This window comes from Ideonella sp., assembly GCF_035254525.1.
Taxonomy (GTDB): Bacteria; Pseudomonadota; Gammaproteobacteria; order Burkholderiales; family Burkholderiaceae_C; genus Ideonella.
Genome location: NZ_DATFAN010000207.1, coordinates 1 through 12,086 on the forward strand (window position 1 = coordinate 1; position 12,086 = coordinate 12,086).

Here is a 12,086-nt window from a genome sequence, read left to right on the forward strand (position 1 = left end):
GGAGCGCAGTGTGCCCGGGCTGCGAATAAAATGCCGCCATGGCCTCCGACGGCTTCAACCTCAGCAACCAGTTCCTGATCGCCATGCCCGGCATGCTGGACGACAGCTTCGCCGGCACGGTGGTCTATCTGTGCGAGCACAGCGAACGCGGTGCGCTCGGGCTTGTGATCAACAAGCCGATCGACATCAACCTGAAGAACCTGTTCGACAAGGTCGAGTTGAATCTCGAGCGCGAAGAGCTGGCCGAGCAGCCGGTGTTCTATGGCGGCCCGGTGCAGACCGAGCGCGGCTTCGTGCTGCACGAGCCGCAGGGCGGCGAGGGCCAGGCCTTCAGCTCGACGCTGCAGGTGCCCGGCGGGCTGGAGATGACCACCAGCAAGGACGTGCTCGAAGCCATGTCGCACGGGCAGGGCCCGAAGAAGGTGCTGGTGACTCTGGGCTACAGCGGCTGGTCGGCCGGCCAGCTGGAGGACGAGATCAGCCGCAACGGCTGGCTCACCGTCGCGGCCCAACCCGAAGTCATTTTCGACACGCCGGTGGCGATGCGTTACGAACGTGCGCTGGCGTTGCTGGGCATCGACCCGCGCATGCTGTCGCAAGAAGCGGGGCATGCGTGAGCCGCACCGCGCGGCCGGCCGAACAATCCTTTCTGGCCTTCGATTTCGGCGTCAAGCGGGTCGGCGTGGCCACCGGATCGATCGTGCTGCGCCAGGCCCAGCCCTTGAAGACGATCGCCGCCGAAGGTGATGCGCGTTTCGCGGCGATCGCCGCGTTGATCGCCGAGTGGCGGCCCGACGCGCTGGTGGTCGGCGTGCCCTTCCACCCTGACGGCGCCGAACACGACAATACCCACCGTGCGCGGCGCTTCGCCCGCCAGTTGCAGGGCCGTTTCCGCCTGCCGGTGCACGAGGTCGACGAACGCTACACGACGACCGAGGCACTGGCCGCCGGCGCCGCCGACCTCGACGCCGCCGCTGCCGCCCTGATCCTCGACCAGTTCTTCCGCGAGACCACCCCATCATGACCACCTTGCTGCTCGATGCCGAGGCGCTGTACGCCGAGTTGCGCGAAGGCGTGCGTGCGTTGATCAAACCCGATACCTCGCTCGTCGGCGTCTGGTCCGGCGGCGCCTGGCTGGCCGAGCGCCTGCAGGCCGACCTGGGCTTGCCGGGTGCGCACGGCGTGATCTCGAGCACCCTGCACCGCGACGACTTCGGCGAGCGCGGCCTGGCCGCCGGCACCGATGCGACGCACCTGCCGTTCGCGATCGACGGGCGCCACATCCTGCTCATCGACGACGTGCTCTACACCGGCCGCACGATCCGCGCGGTGATCAACGAGCTGTTCGACTTCGGCCGCCCGGCGAGCGTGCAGTTGGCGGTGCTGGTCGACCGCGGCGGGCGTCAGCTGCCGATCGCGGCGGCCTACGCGGCCGCACGGGTCGCCCTGCCGGCCGCGCAGCGGCTGTCGCTGGCCCGGCAGGACGACGGCCGTTTCACTTTCTCAGTCAAGGAAGAGCGCTGATGCTGTCGCGCCGAAACCCCCAGCTCAACCAGCACGGTGAGCTGATTCACCTGCTGTCGATCGAAGGCCTGCCGAGGGCGGTGCTGACGCACATCCTCGACACCGCGGGCACCTTCCTCTCGGTCAACGACCGCGAGGTCAAGAAGGTGCCGCTGCTGCGCGGCAAGAGCGTGTTCAACCTGTTCTTCGAGAACTCCACGCGCACCCGCACGACCTTCGAGATCGCCGCCAAGCGCCTGTCGGCCGACGTGATCAACCTCGACATCGCGCGCTCGTCGACTGCCAAGGGCGAGAGCCTGCTCGACACGATCGCCAACCTGTCGGCGATGCATGCCGATATGTTCGTCGTGCGGCACAGCGAGTCCGGCGCGCCGTACTTGATCGCCCAGCATTGCGCGCCGCACGTGCACGTGGTCAATGCCGGCGACGGCCGGCACGCGCACCCCACGCAGGGCCTGCTGGACATGTACACGATCCGGCACTTCAAGCAGGATTTCTCCAACCTGACGGTGGCCATCGTCGGCGACATCGTGCACTCGCGTGTCGCGCGGTCCGACATCCATGCGCTGACGACGCTGGGCGTGCCCGAGATCCGCGCGGTCGGGCCGAAGACGCTGGTGCCGGGCGACCTGTCCGCGATGGGCGTGCGCGTGTGCCACGACATGGCCGAGGGCATCCGCGGCGCCGACGTGATCATCATGCTGCGCCTTCAGAACGAGCGCATGAGCGGCGCGATGCTGCCCAGCGCCGGCGAATTCTTCAAGAACTACGGCCTGACCGACGACAAGCTGGCCCTGGCCAAGCCCGATGCGATCGTGATGCACCCGGGCCCGATCAACCGCGGCGTCGAGATCGACTCGTCGGTGGCCGATGGCACCCACAGCGTGATCCTGCCGCAGGTGACCTTCGGCATCGCGGTGCGCATGGCGGTCATGTCGATCATCGCCGGAAATGAAGCCTGAAATGACGCCCGCTCGGCTACTGCGCGGACCGATCTTGCCCCTGCGGTGCTCGCCGTACGGGTGTACGGCTGTGCTCCTCGGGGCAACCTCGGTCCGCTCGCGACGCCGCTCGGACGCCATTTACCTCAGCAAACAACCATGAAGATTCTCGTTTCGAATGGCCGAGTGATCGATCCGGCGTCGGGCCGGGACGAAGTCGCCGACGTGGCGGTGGCCGCGGGCCGCATCGTCGCCATCGGCCGCGTGCCGGCCGAATTCGACTCGGCCCGCGTGATCGATGCCAGCGGCTGCATCGTGGCGCCCGGCCTCGTCGATCTGGCCGCGCGGCTGCGCGAGCCAGGCCACGAGCACGAGGGCATGCTGGAGAGCGAGCTCAACGCCGCCGCCGCCGGGGGCGTCACCAGCCTGGTCTGCCCGCCCGACACCGACCCGGCGCTCGACGAGCCGGGCCTGGTGGACATGCTCAAGTTCCGCGCCCGCAAGCTCAGCCTGTGCCGGCTGTTCCCGCTGGGCGCGCTGACGCGTGGCCTGCAAGGCGAGGTGCTGACCGAGATGGCCGAGCTGACCGAGAGCGGCTGCGTCGGCTTCTCGCAGGCCGAGGTGCCGATCCAGGACACGCTGGTGCTGTGGCGTGCGCTGCAGTACGCGGCGACCTACAACTACACGGTGTGGCTGCGGCCGCAAGACGGCTTTCTCGGCAAGGGCGTCGCGGCCAGCGGCTCGGTCGCGACGCGGCTGGGCCTGTCCGGTGTGCCGGTCGCAGCCGAGACGATCGCACTGCACACGATCTTCGAGCTGATGCGGGCCACCGGTGCACGGGTCCATCTGTGCCGTCTGTCGAGCGCCGCCGGCGTCGAGCGGGTGCGCGCGGCCAAGGCCGAGGGCCTGAAGGTCACGGCCGACGTCAGCATCAACTCGCTGCACCTGACCGATGTCGACATCGGCTTCTTCAATTCGGCGATGCGGCTCTCCCCGCCGCTGCGCCAGGGCAAGGACCGCGACGCGCTGCGGGCCGGGCTGGCCGACGGCACCATCGACGCGCTGGTGTCCGACCACACGCCGGTCGATGCCGACGCGAAGACCCTGCCCTTCGGCGAGGCCGAGCCGGGGGCGACCGGGCTCGAACTGCTGCTGAGCCTGGCGCTGAAGTGGGGCACCGACGCAAAGCTCGGCCTGGCCGAGACGCTGGCTCGCGTGACGAGCACGCCGGTCGCGGTGCTCGGCGACACGCTGGGTTCGCTGGCCAGCAGCGCCGGCCGCCTGGTCGAAGGCGGGGTCGCCGACGTCTGCGTGTTCGACCCGGCGGCGACCTGGAGCGTGCGTCCCGGAGAGTTGAAGAGCCAGGGCAAGCACACGCCGTTCGACTTCGCGTCCACCGGCATGGCGCTTCCCGGCCGGGTCAAGGCCACGCTGGTGGCGGGCACGGTGGCCTACCAGGCCGCCAACGGCGCGCGGTGATCCGCGCCGGGTTGGGTGCCTGGCGGCTGACGCGCGGCGTCGCGCACCTGCTGCACGGCATGGCGATCGTCGCGCGCCGCTTTCCGTCGCTGGCCGCCGAGCAGCGCGCGCCCTACATCCAGTGGTGGAGCACGAAGATGCTCCGGCTGGTCGGCATTCGGCTCGAGGTGATCGGCAAGCCGCGCCCGGGCGCGGCGCTGGTGGTCGCCAACCACGTGTCCTGGCTCGACATCGCGGTGATCCACGCCGCGTGCCCGCAGGCGCGCTTCGTTTCGAAGGCCGATGTGCTGCGCTGGCCGCTGCTGGGCTGGCTGATCCGCGAGGTCGGCACCTTGTTCATCGAGCGCGAGCGCAAGCGCGATGCGCTGCGTGTCGTGCACGAGGTGGCCGCTTCGCTGGCGCGGGGCGAGACGGTGGCGGTGTTTCCCGAGGGCACGACGGGGGCTGGCGACACCGTGCTGCCCTTCCACGCCAACCTGCTGCAAGCGGCCATCGCCGACCGCGTGCCGGTGCAGGCGGTGGCGCTGCGCTACCTCGAGCCGGGTGAGCGCTTCAGCAGCACGGCGCGCTACGTCGGCGGGATGACGCTGGTGGCCAGCATCTGGCGCGTCGTGCGCGCACGCGGCCTGGCCGTCAGGGTGCAGTTCCTGCTGTCGGAAGGCAGCACGCACGCCGACCGCCGAGCGCTCGCCGCGCACCTGCGCGACGAGATCCAGCAGGCGCTGAACGAGAGCGCCTGAGCTGCCGGCCCCGGCGCGGCCCGAACGGAATCAGGCCTTCTTGCCCTGGTTCGCGACGGCCGCCGCCGCCTTGGCCGCCGCTTCGGCGTCACCCAGGTAGTAGCTCTTGATCGGCTTCAGGTCGGCACCGAGCTCGTAGACCAGCGGAATGCCGTTCGGGATGTTCAGGCCGACGATGTCGGCATCGCTGATGCCGTCGAGGTACTTGACCAGCGCGCGGATGGAGTTGCCGTGCGCGGCGATGACCAGGCGTTGCCCGCTCTTGATGGCCGGCGCGAGCACCTCATTCCAGCACGGCAGCACGCGGGCCACCGTGTCCTTCAGGCATTCGGTCAGCGGGATCTGCTCGGGCGCGAGCTTGGTGTAGCGGAGATCCTGGCGCTGGCCGCGCGGGTCGTTCGCATCCAGCGGCGGCGGTGGCGTGTCGTAGCTGCGGCGCCAGATCAGCACCTGCTCGTCGCCGTACTGCTTGGCCATGTCGGCCTTGTTCAGGCCTTGCAGCCCGCCGTAGTGGCGCTCGTTCAGGCGCCAGTCGTTGACGACCGGCAGCCAGGTCCGGTCCATCGCATCCAGGCAGTGCCACAGCGTCCAGATCGCGCGCTTGAGCACCGAGGTGTAGGCCACGTCGAACTCGTAGCCTTCGGCCTTCAGCAAGGCGCCCGCGGCGCGGGCCTGGGCCACGCCGGTGTCGGTCAACTCGACGTCGGTCCAGCCGGTAAAACGGTTTTCCAGGTTCCAGGTCGATTCGCCGTGGCGAATCAGGACGAGCTTGTACATGGGTGAAGAGCGAGGGCCGCGCGGTTTGCTGCAAAGCTGCAAATTCTATAATTCGCCGCTTTGCCAACCCTTACCCCGAGTCCTGCTGCCGTGCTGAGCTTTCTGATCGAGAACTGGATCCCGGCTGTGATGGCCCTGGTGTCGGGCGCGCTGCTGCTGTGGCCGGTGCTGCAACGCGGCGCACAAGGCGGCGCGATTTCGCCCAGCGAGGCCGTGCGCCTGATCAACCGCGAGAAGGCGGTCGTGATCGACGTTTGCGAGCCGGCCGAGTACGCCGCCGGCCACGTGGCCGGTTCGCGCAGCATCCCGCTGGGCACGCTGGAGGGCTCGAAGGACCTGCCCAGCAACAAGACCTTGCCGCTGGTCGTCGTGTGCGCTTCGGGCATGCGGGCGTCGCGCGCCGCCGGCACCCTGCGCAAGGCCGGCTATGCCAACGCCCAGGTGCTGGCGGGCGGCCTGAAGGCCTGGCGCGAGGCCAATCTGCCGGTCGAGGCCAGCCGGGCGGCTTGAGTCGCTGCGCGCGTCGATCGGCGCGCGTGACTTTTGACCCGTGCCGCCCGGGGTCTTGCCGCGCCCGCACGGCGCGGCGATCGGCTGCTTGCGACAATCCGGGCCGTCCAAGCAATGCCCGTGATCCCGATGAGCAAGGTGGTGATGTACACGACGCAGGTCTGCCCGTACTGCGTGCGGGCCAAGGCCTTGCTGAAGCAGCGCGGCGTCGCCGCCATCAACGAGATCCGGGTCGACATGGACCCCTCGGCCCGTAGCCGCATGGTCGAGCTGACCGGCCGCCGCACGGTGCCGCAGATCTTCATCGGCGAGACCCACGTCGGCGGTTGCGACGACCTGTTCGCGCTGGATCAGCGCGGCGGCTTGATGCCGCTGCTGAACCCCGCCTGACGGCGCGCCGTCAGGCCGGGCGCTACGCGCCGGCTGGTCCATAATCCCCGCTGCAGCCCGCACACCGACTCGGTTGCGGGCTTTGTCGTTTCCGACCCGACCGTTTTTCCTTCGAAAGCCCACCATGGCCGAGCAAGACCAGACCCCCGTGTTCCAGTTGCAGCGCATGTACCTGAAGGACTTGTCGCTGGAGCAGCCCAACTCGCCGCAGATCCTGCTCGAGCAACAGCAGCCGCAGGTCGACATCCAGCTGTCGATGTCGGCCGAAGGCATCGCCGACGGGCTGTTCGAAGTGGGCGTCACGGCGACCGTGACGACCAAGATTGGCGACCGCACGCTGTTCCTGGTCGAGGCCAAGCAGGCCGGCATCTTCGAGATCCGCAACCTGCCGCCGGAGCAGGTCCAGGGCGTGCTGGGCGTCGTCTGCCCGCAGATGATCTACCCCTACCTGCGCGCCATCGTGTCGGACGTCTGCACGCGCGCCGGCTTCCCGCCGATCCTGCTGGCCGAGGTGAACTTCCAGGCCATGTTCGAAGCGCAGCAACAGGCCCAGGCCGGCGGCGACGGCGCGGGCGAAGCCACGATCAACTGACGCGCGCGGCGCGCATTCCGACGCGAATGAAGCTCGCCTTCCTCGGGGCTGGCGCCTGGGGCACCGCACTGGCGATGGCCGCGGCCCGCCGGCACGAGGTGCTGCTGTGGGCCCGCGACGCCGATCAGGCCGCGCAGATGGCGCGCGAGCGCTGCAACAGCCGCTATCTGCCCGACCAGCGCTGGCCCGATGGCCTGGCCGTCACGGCCGACTTCGACGCCGCCGCGGCGCACGGCTCGGCCGGCCTGACGGTCATCGCCACGCCGATGGCCGGGCTGCGCGGCACGCTGGTGCGGCTGACCGGCGCGACGCAGGTCGTGTGGTTGTGCAAGGGCTTCGAGGCGGGTACCGGCCTGCTGGGCCACGAGGTGGCCGCCGAAGTGCTGCCGCAGGCGGCGGCGGCGGTGCTGTCGGGCCCGAGCTTCGCGCAAGAGGTGGCGGCCGGCTTGCCGACGGCCCTGGTGGCGGCGAGCTTCGATGCCGCGCTGCGCCAGCGGCTGGTCGACGCTTTTCACCACGGGGCGCTGCGCATCTACACCTCGAGCGACCCGGTCGGCGTCGAGATCGGCGGCGCGGTGAAGAACGTGCTGGCGATCGCCACCGGCATCTCCGACGGGCTGGGCCTGGGCCTGAACGCGCGTGCCGCACTGATCACCCGCGGCCTGGCCGAGATGACCCGGCTCGGCTTGCGCATGGGCGCACGGGCCGAGACCTTCATGGGCCTGGCCGGCGTCGGCGATCTCGTGCTCACGGCCACCGGCGATCTGTCGCGCAACCGGCGCCTGGGCCTGATGCTGGCGCAAGGCCAATCGACGCAGCAAGGCCTGGCGCATCTCGGCCACGTGGCCGAAGGCGCCTACAGCCTCGCGACCGTCATCGAGCGCGCGCGCGCGCTCCAGGTCGACATGCCGGTGGCCGAGGCCGTGCAGACGGTGGTCTGCGGCGCAGCGACCGCGCGCGTCGCGGTCGAGCAGCTGCTGCAGCGCGATCCGCGCTCGGAAGCCTGAGTCGGGGGGACCCCGAGGGCGCTCAAGCCGCGCCGACGAAGCCGCACTGGCGCCAGGCTTCGAACACCGCCACCGCCACCGCGTTGCTGAGGTTCAGGCTGCGCTGGCCCGGCCGCATCGGCAGGCGCACGCGCTGCGCTGCCGGAAAAGCCTCGCGCAGCGCGGGCGGCAGGCCCGCGCCTTCGCTGCCGAAGACCAGCGTATCGCCCGGCCGCCACGCGACGTCGGTGTGGGCCTGGGTCGCATGGGTCGTGAAGGCGAAGAAGCGATCGGGCAGGGCGGCGGCCGCCGAGCCGACCGTCTCGTGCAGGAAGCCTGGCCAGTCGGCATGGCGCCGCACCGGCGCGAACTCGTGGTAATCGAGCCCCGCGCGGCGCAGCTGCTTGTCGTCCATCGAGAAGCCCAGCGGCTCGATCAGGTGCAGCGCGCAGCCGGTGTTGGCAGCCAGCCGGATGACGTTGCCGGTGTTGGGCGGGATCTCGGGGTGGACCAGGACGATGCGGAACATCGGCGGATTGTCGCGTTCGCGTCGGCCGGAACGGCGCGCACCGGCGTCAGCCCGCTTTGCGCGCGGTGCGCGCGAGCACCCACAGCTGGACCGACCGTGCGCCCGCTTCGAGCAGCGCCCGTGTGGCCTCGCCGGCGGTGGTGCCGGTGGTCAGCACGTCATCGACCAATGCGACATGCCGCCCGTGCACCGCACGGCGTGCCGCCGCATCGCCTGGCATGAAGGCGCCGCGCAGGTTCGCATCGCGCTGGCGTTTGTCGAGCTGCATCTGGCGGGGCGTGTCGCGCAGGCGCTGCAGCAGATCGTGGCGGGCCGGCAGGCGGTGCGTGCGTGCCGCGCGGTGCGCGATCTCCCAGGCCTGGTTGTAGCCACGCTCGCGCAGGCGCGCGTCGGCCAGTGGCACGGCGGTGACGAGGTCGACCTCGGCCGCGTCGGCCGCCGTCGCGGCGGCGAGTTGCCACGCCAGCGGCGCCGCCCACTCCAGGCCGTCGCGGAACTTGAAGGCGGCGATCACGCGGTCCCAGGGGAAGGCGTAGTCGAAGGCGGCGACAGCGCGCTCGAAGCGCGGCGGGTCGTGCAGGCAGCTGCCGCACACCTGTACACCGCCCGGCACGCGGATCGCGCAGCGGCGGCAGCGTGGCACGGGCGGCGCGAAACGGCGCAGACAGTCGGCGCACAAGCCCGCGGGCCGCGTCCAGGTGGCGCAGACGCCGCATGGCGCCGGCCACTGCCACCAGCGGCCGCGCGCGACGCGCGGGGCGGCGTGCCGGTCGGCGATCGGGTGTGGTGCCTCCATGCGCCTCAATATACTGGCCGTCGATGACCCCCGATGCCCCTTCCGCGACGCGCGTCGACGCGCGTGCCGCGGCCCGCGCACTGGCCCGCCTGGCGCGCGCCGCCGAGCCGCCCTGGCTGCATCAGGAGGCCGCGCGCCGCATGGCCGAGCGGCTGGGCTGGATCAAGGCCCGGCCGGCGCAGGTGCTCGATTGGTCCGGCGCGGCGGGCGCGAGCAGCGACCTGCTCGCCGCGGCGTACCCGCGTGCCACGCAGCTGCGTGTCGACGAGACGCCGCCGTCGGGCCCGCGCGGTGCGGCCGTGCCGTGGTGGCGCCGCTGGTCCTCGGCGGCAGCCGCGCCGCGTCGGGTCCGGCCGGGCGAGGTGCAACCCGCGAGCGCCGGGCTCGTGTGGTCCAACATGCGCCTGCACTTCGAGCCCGACCCCGAGCCCTTGCTGCGCGCGTGGCGCACGGCGCTGGCGCCCGAGGGCTTCCTGATGTTTTCGACACTCGGCCCGGGCAGCCTCGCGCTGCTGCGCGAGGTGCATGAAGAAGCCGGCTGGGGGCCGGCCCACGCACCGTTCGTCGACATGCACGACCTGGGCGACATGCTGGCGGCCCACGGTTTCGCCGAACCGGTGATGGACCAGGAGACCTTGAACCTGAGCTACGCGAGCCCCGATGCCCTGCTCGGCGAGCTGCGCGCACTGGGCGCCAACCTCGCCCCGAAGCGCTTTGCAGGTCTGCGCACACGGCGCTGGCACGACGCGCTGCGCGCGCGCCTGGCCGAGCGAGCCGCTTCGGACGGACGCCTGACGCTGCAGGTCGAGTTGGTCTACGGCCACGCGTTTCGCGCGGCCGACGCAGGCCCCCGTGTCGAGCCGCAAACGACGATCGAGCTGAGTGACATGAAATTGATGCTGCGCAAAGAACAGTCACGTAAATAGGCTCGGCTAGAATCGTCCGGTTAACGTAGATCAGTCGGCGTGCATGTTCCGACCTCGCCAAGGCACTTCGCCGAGGCCCGAGGCGCGAACGCAGGAATGCGGGAACGTGGGGTGTGGAATTCGACACCCCCTGGGGTGTGCCACCGGGCTCGGTGGCATCCGCGCCCGGGCAACTTTCTGGCACACCGGCCTGGCCCGCTTGCCTGCGGGTCGGGCCCCCGGATCGACGGCGGTTGGGTTTGGAACTGAAGTGACGACGACGATGAAGATGACAACAAGGCTTTGCACGGGCATCGTACGGAGCGCGTTCGCGCTGTCAGCGGCCCTGGCGTCGACGGCAGCCCTGGCGGTCAACGACCTGCCCGGTGGTCCCGCGGTCAACCAGCTCGACCTGCACCCCCCGGTCACCCGGATTGCCAGCGACGTGCACTCGCTGCACTTCTGGATCATGGTGGTCTGCGTAGTGATCTTCGTCGCCGTCTTCGGCGTGATGTTCTATTCGATCCTGCGGCACCGGAAGTCGCTCGGCGCAAAGCCGGCGAACTTCCACGAAAGCGTCGGGGTCGAGATCGCCTGGACCATCGTTCCCTTCCTGATCGTCACCGGCATGGGCTTCGCCGCCACCCGGACGGTGGTTGCGCAGAAGGACACCACCAATGCCGACCTGACCATCAAGGCCACCGGCTACCAGTGGAAGTGGGGCTACGACTATCTGAAGGGCGAGGGCGCCGGCATCTCGTTCCTGTCCACGCTCGATGTGGCGCAGCGCGAGCAGTCCGACGCCGGCCAGCCGCAGGGCGACGACTACCTGCTGCGAGTGGACAACCCGCTGGTCGTGCCGGTCGACGCCAAGGTGCGCATCATCACCACCGCGGCCGACGTGATCCACGCCTGGATGGTGCCGGCCTTCGCGGTCAAGCAGGACGCGATCCCCGGCTTCGTGCGCGACACCTGGTTCAAGGCCACGCAGACGGGCGACTTCTACGGCCAGTGTGCCGAGCTGTGCGGCAAGGAACACGCCTACATGCCGATCCATGTCAAGGTGCTGTCGAAGGACGACTACGCCAAGTGGGTGGCCGGCGAGCAGAAGAAGCTGGCCGCCCAGGCGGACGACCCGAACAAGGTCTGGACGCAAGCCGACCTGATCGCGCGCGGCGAGAAGGTCTACAACACCAACTGCGCCGTGTGCCACCGGCCGGACGGCAAGGGCGCCGGCCCGATCAAGCCGCTGGATGGCTCGCCCAAGGTGCTCGACGCCGACAAGCTGGTGCAGGTCAAGGTCGTGCTGGGTGGTCAGAACAACGGCGCGATGCCATCGTGGAAGCAACTGTCGGACACCGAGATCGCCGCGGTCGTGACCTACACCAAGAACAACTGGGGCAACAAGACGGGCCAGACCGTTCAGCCCTCGGAAGTGCTGGCCGCCCGTCAGCAATGAGCCTTTGCGCATAAGTAGCTACAAGGAATCCCCATGAGCGCAGTTCTTGACCATCCCGGCGGCCACGCGCACGACGACCACGCCCACGGGCATCCCCACGGCTGGCGCCGCTGGGTCTTCGCGACGAACCACAAGGACATCGGCACGATGTACCTGTTGTTCTCGTTCACGATGCTGATGATCGGCGGCATCCTGGCGCTGTGCATCCGCCTCGAGCTGTTCAAGCCGGGCCTGCAGTACTTCAATCCCGAGCTGTTCAACTCGTTCACGACGATGCACGGGCTGATCATGGTGTTCGGCGCGATCATGCCGGCCTTCGTCGGCTTCGCGAACTGGATGATCCCGCTGCAGATCGGCGCGTCGGACATGGCCTTCGCGCGGATGAACAACCTGAGCTTCTGGCTGCTGATCCCGGCGGCCGCGATGCTCGCCGGCTCGTTCTTCATGCCCGGTGGCGC

16 protein-coding genes are annotated in these 12,086 nt (G+C 69.9%); 13 read left to right on the plus strand and 3 right to left on the minus strand.

The window, feature by feature from the left end:
• The first annotated feature begins 38 nt into the window (after positions 1–38).
• The 6 genes from VJ693_RS23050 (at position 39) to VJ693_RS23075 (ending at position 4,684) form a co-directional block, all read left to right on the plus strand.
• Positions 39–617 carry a YqgE/AlgH family protein gene (locus VJ693_RS23050; RefSeq protein WP_324158126.1) on the plus strand — a complete coding sequence of 193 codons (579 nt, stop codon included), beginning with the start codon at positions 39–41 and terminating at the stop codon, positions 615–617.
• Positions 614–1,024 carry a Holliday junction resolvase RuvX gene (gene ruvX / locus VJ693_RS23055; protein WP_324158127.1) on the plus strand — a complete coding sequence of 137 codons (411 nt, stop codon included), beginning with the start codon at positions 614–616 and terminating at the stop codon, positions 1,022–1,024. The genes VJ693_RS23050 and ruvX overlap by 4 nt, the downstream gene beginning before the upstream one ends.
• Positions 1,021–1,524: a bifunctional pyr operon transcriptional regulator/uracil phosphoribosyltransferase PyrR gene (gene pyrR, locus VJ693_RS23060; protein WP_324158129.1), complete on the plus strand. Its 504-nt coding sequence runs from the start codon at positions 1,021–1,023 to the stop codon at positions 1,522–1,524. Before ruvX ends, pyrR begins: the two co-directional genes overlap by 4 nt.
• Positions 1,524–2,486, plus strand: a complete 963-nt coding sequence (locus VJ693_RS23065) for an aspartate carbamoyltransferase catalytic subunit (RefSeq protein ID WP_324158130.1) — start codon at positions 1,524–1,526, stop codon at positions 2,484–2,486. The genes pyrR and VJ693_RS23065 overlap by 1 nt, the downstream gene beginning before the upstream one ends.
• A gap of 138 nt (positions 2,487–2,624) precedes the next feature.
• A complete protein-coding gene (locus tag VJ693_RS23070) occupies positions 2,625–3,944 on the plus strand; it encodes a dihydroorotase (RefSeq protein WP_324158132.1) in 1,320 nt (439 codons plus the stop codon).
• Entirely contained in the window at positions 3,941–4,684 is a 744-nt protein-coding gene (locus VJ693_RS23075; RefSeq protein WP_324158133.1) for a lysophospholipid acyltransferase family protein, read from the plus strand. The genes VJ693_RS23070 and VJ693_RS23075 overlap by 4 nt, the downstream gene beginning before the upstream one ends.
• A gap of 30 nt (positions 4,685–4,714) precedes the next feature.
• On the opposite strand, the gene gpmA is transcribed toward VJ693_RS23075, so the two are convergent.
• Positions 4,715–5,461 (minus strand): 2,3-diphosphoglycerate-dependent phosphoglycerate mutase, encoded by a 747-nt coding sequence (gpmA, locus tag VJ693_RS23080; protein ID WP_324158135.1) that lies wholly within the window; start codon positions 5,459–5,461, stop codon positions 4,715–4,717.
• A 93-nt stretch (positions 5,462–5,554) separates the two neighbouring features.
• Here gpmA and VJ693_RS23085 point away from each other — a divergent pair, with 93 nt between their 5' ends.
• From VJ693_RS23085 to VJ693_RS23100, 4 genes are all read left to right on the plus strand, one after another.
• Positions 5,555–5,971, plus strand: a complete 417-nt coding sequence (locus VJ693_RS23085; protein ID WP_324158148.1) for a rhodanese-like domain-containing protein — start codon at positions 5,555–5,557, stop codon at positions 5,969–5,971.
• 129 nt (positions 5,972–6,100) lie between these two features.
• On the plus strand, positions 6,101–6,361 hold the full coding sequence (gene grxC, locus VJ693_RS23090) for a glutaredoxin 3 (protein WP_324158149.1): 261 nt from the start codon (positions 6,101–6,103) through the stop codon (positions 6,359–6,361).
• A 124-nt stretch (positions 6,362–6,485) separates the two neighbouring features.
• On the plus strand, positions 6,486–6,953 hold the full coding sequence (gene secB / locus VJ693_RS23095) for a protein-export chaperone SecB (protein ID WP_324158136.1): 468 nt from the start codon (positions 6,486–6,488) through the stop codon (positions 6,951–6,953).
• Between the two features lie 26 nt (positions 6,954–6,979).
• Positions 6,980–7,960 carry an NAD(P)H-dependent glycerol-3-phosphate dehydrogenase gene (locus tag VJ693_RS23100; RefSeq protein WP_324158138.1) on the plus strand — a complete coding sequence of 327 codons (981 nt, stop codon included), beginning with the start codon at positions 6,980–6,982 and terminating at the stop codon, positions 7,958–7,960.
• A 22-nt stretch (positions 7,961–7,982) separates the two neighbouring features.
• Here the strand turns inward: VJ693_RS23100 and VJ693_RS23105 are convergent, their stop codons facing one another.
• Both VJ693_RS23105 and VJ693_RS23110 read right to left on the minus strand, forming a co-directional pair.
• Complete coding sequence (locus tag VJ693_RS23105; protein ID WP_324158140.1) at positions 7,983–8,468, minus strand: tRNA (cytidine(34)-2'-O)-methyltransferase; 486 nt, start codon at positions 8,466–8,468, stop codon at positions 7,983–7,985.
• A gap of 46 nt (positions 8,469–8,514) precedes the next feature.
• A complete protein-coding gene (locus tag VJ693_RS23110; protein ID WP_324158142.1) occupies positions 8,515–9,264 on the minus strand; it encodes a ComF family protein in 750 nt (249 codons plus the stop codon).
• A gap of 23 nt (positions 9,265–9,287) precedes the next feature.
• On the opposite strand from VJ693_RS23110, the gene VJ693_RS23115 reads away from it, so the two are divergent.
• From VJ693_RS23115 to VJ693_RS23125, 3 genes are all read left to right on the plus strand, one after another.
• Positions 9,288–10,190 carry a biotin synthase gene (locus VJ693_RS23115; RefSeq protein WP_324158144.1) on the plus strand — a complete coding sequence of 301 codons (903 nt, stop codon included), beginning with the start codon at positions 9,288–9,290 and terminating at the stop codon, positions 10,188–10,190.
• Positions 10,191–10,458: 268 nt separating this feature from the next.
• Positions 10,459–11,628 carry a cytochrome c oxidase subunit II gene (coxB, locus tag VJ693_RS23120; protein WP_324158150.1) on the plus strand — a complete coding sequence of 390 codons (1,170 nt, stop codon included), beginning with the start codon at positions 10,459–10,461 and terminating at the stop codon, positions 11,626–11,628.
• 33 nt (positions 11,629–11,661) lie between these two features.
• On the plus strand, positions 11,662–12,086 hold a 425-nt coding region (locus VJ693_RS23125; RefSeq protein ID WP_324158146.1), incomplete at its 3' end, for a cbb3-type cytochrome c oxidase subunit I.

What these genes read in the sequence shown, in the direction of transcription:
- VJ693_RS23050 (WP_324158126.1), top strand. Translation starts at nt 39, where the DNA reads ATGGCCTCCGACGGCTTCAACCTCAGCAACCAGTTCCTGATCGCCATG.
- pyrR (WP_324158129.1), top strand. Translation starts at nt 1,021, where the DNA reads ATGACCACCTTGCTGCTCGATGCCGAGGCGCTGTACGCCGAGTTGCGC.
- VJ693_RS23065 (WP_324158130.1), top strand. Translation starts at nt 1,524, where the DNA reads ATGCTGTCGCGCCGAAACCCCCAGCTCAACCAGCACGGTGAGCTGATT.
- VJ693_RS23070 (WP_324158132.1), top strand. Translation starts at nt 2,625, where the DNA reads ATGAAGATTCTCGTTTCGAATGGCCGAGTGATCGATCCGGCGTCGGGC.
- gpmA (WP_324158135.1), bottom strand. Translation starts at nt 5,461, where the DNA reads ATGTACAAGCTCGTCCTGATTCGCCACGGCGAATCGACCTGGAACCTG.
- grxC (WP_324158149.1), top strand. Translation starts at nt 6,101, where the DNA reads ATGAGCAAGGTGGTGATGTACACGACGCAGGTCTGCCCGTACTGCGTG.
- secB (WP_324158136.1), top strand. Translation starts at nt 6,486, where the DNA reads ATGGCCGAGCAAGACCAGACCCCCGTGTTCCAGTTGCAGCGCATGTAC.
- VJ693_RS23100 (WP_324158138.1), top strand. Translation starts at nt 6,980, where the DNA reads ATGAAGCTCGCCTTCCTCGGGGCTGGCGCCTGGGGCACCGCACTGGCG.
- VJ693_RS23105 (WP_324158140.1), bottom strand. Translation starts at nt 8,468, where the DNA reads ATGTTCCGCATCGTCCTGGTCCACCCCGAGATCCCGCCCAACACCGGC.
- VJ693_RS23110 (WP_324158142.1), bottom strand. Translation starts at nt 9,264, where the DNA reads ATGGAGGCACCACACCCGATCGCCGACCGGCACGCCGCCCCGCGCGTC.
- VJ693_RS23115 (WP_324158144.1), top strand. Translation starts at nt 9,288, where the DNA reads ATGACCCCCGATGCCCCTTCCGCGACGCGCGTCGACGCGCGTGCCGCG.
- coxB (WP_324158150.1), top strand. Translation starts at nt 10,459, where the DNA reads ATGACAACAAGGCTTTGCACGGGCATCGTACGGAGCGCGTTCGCGCTG.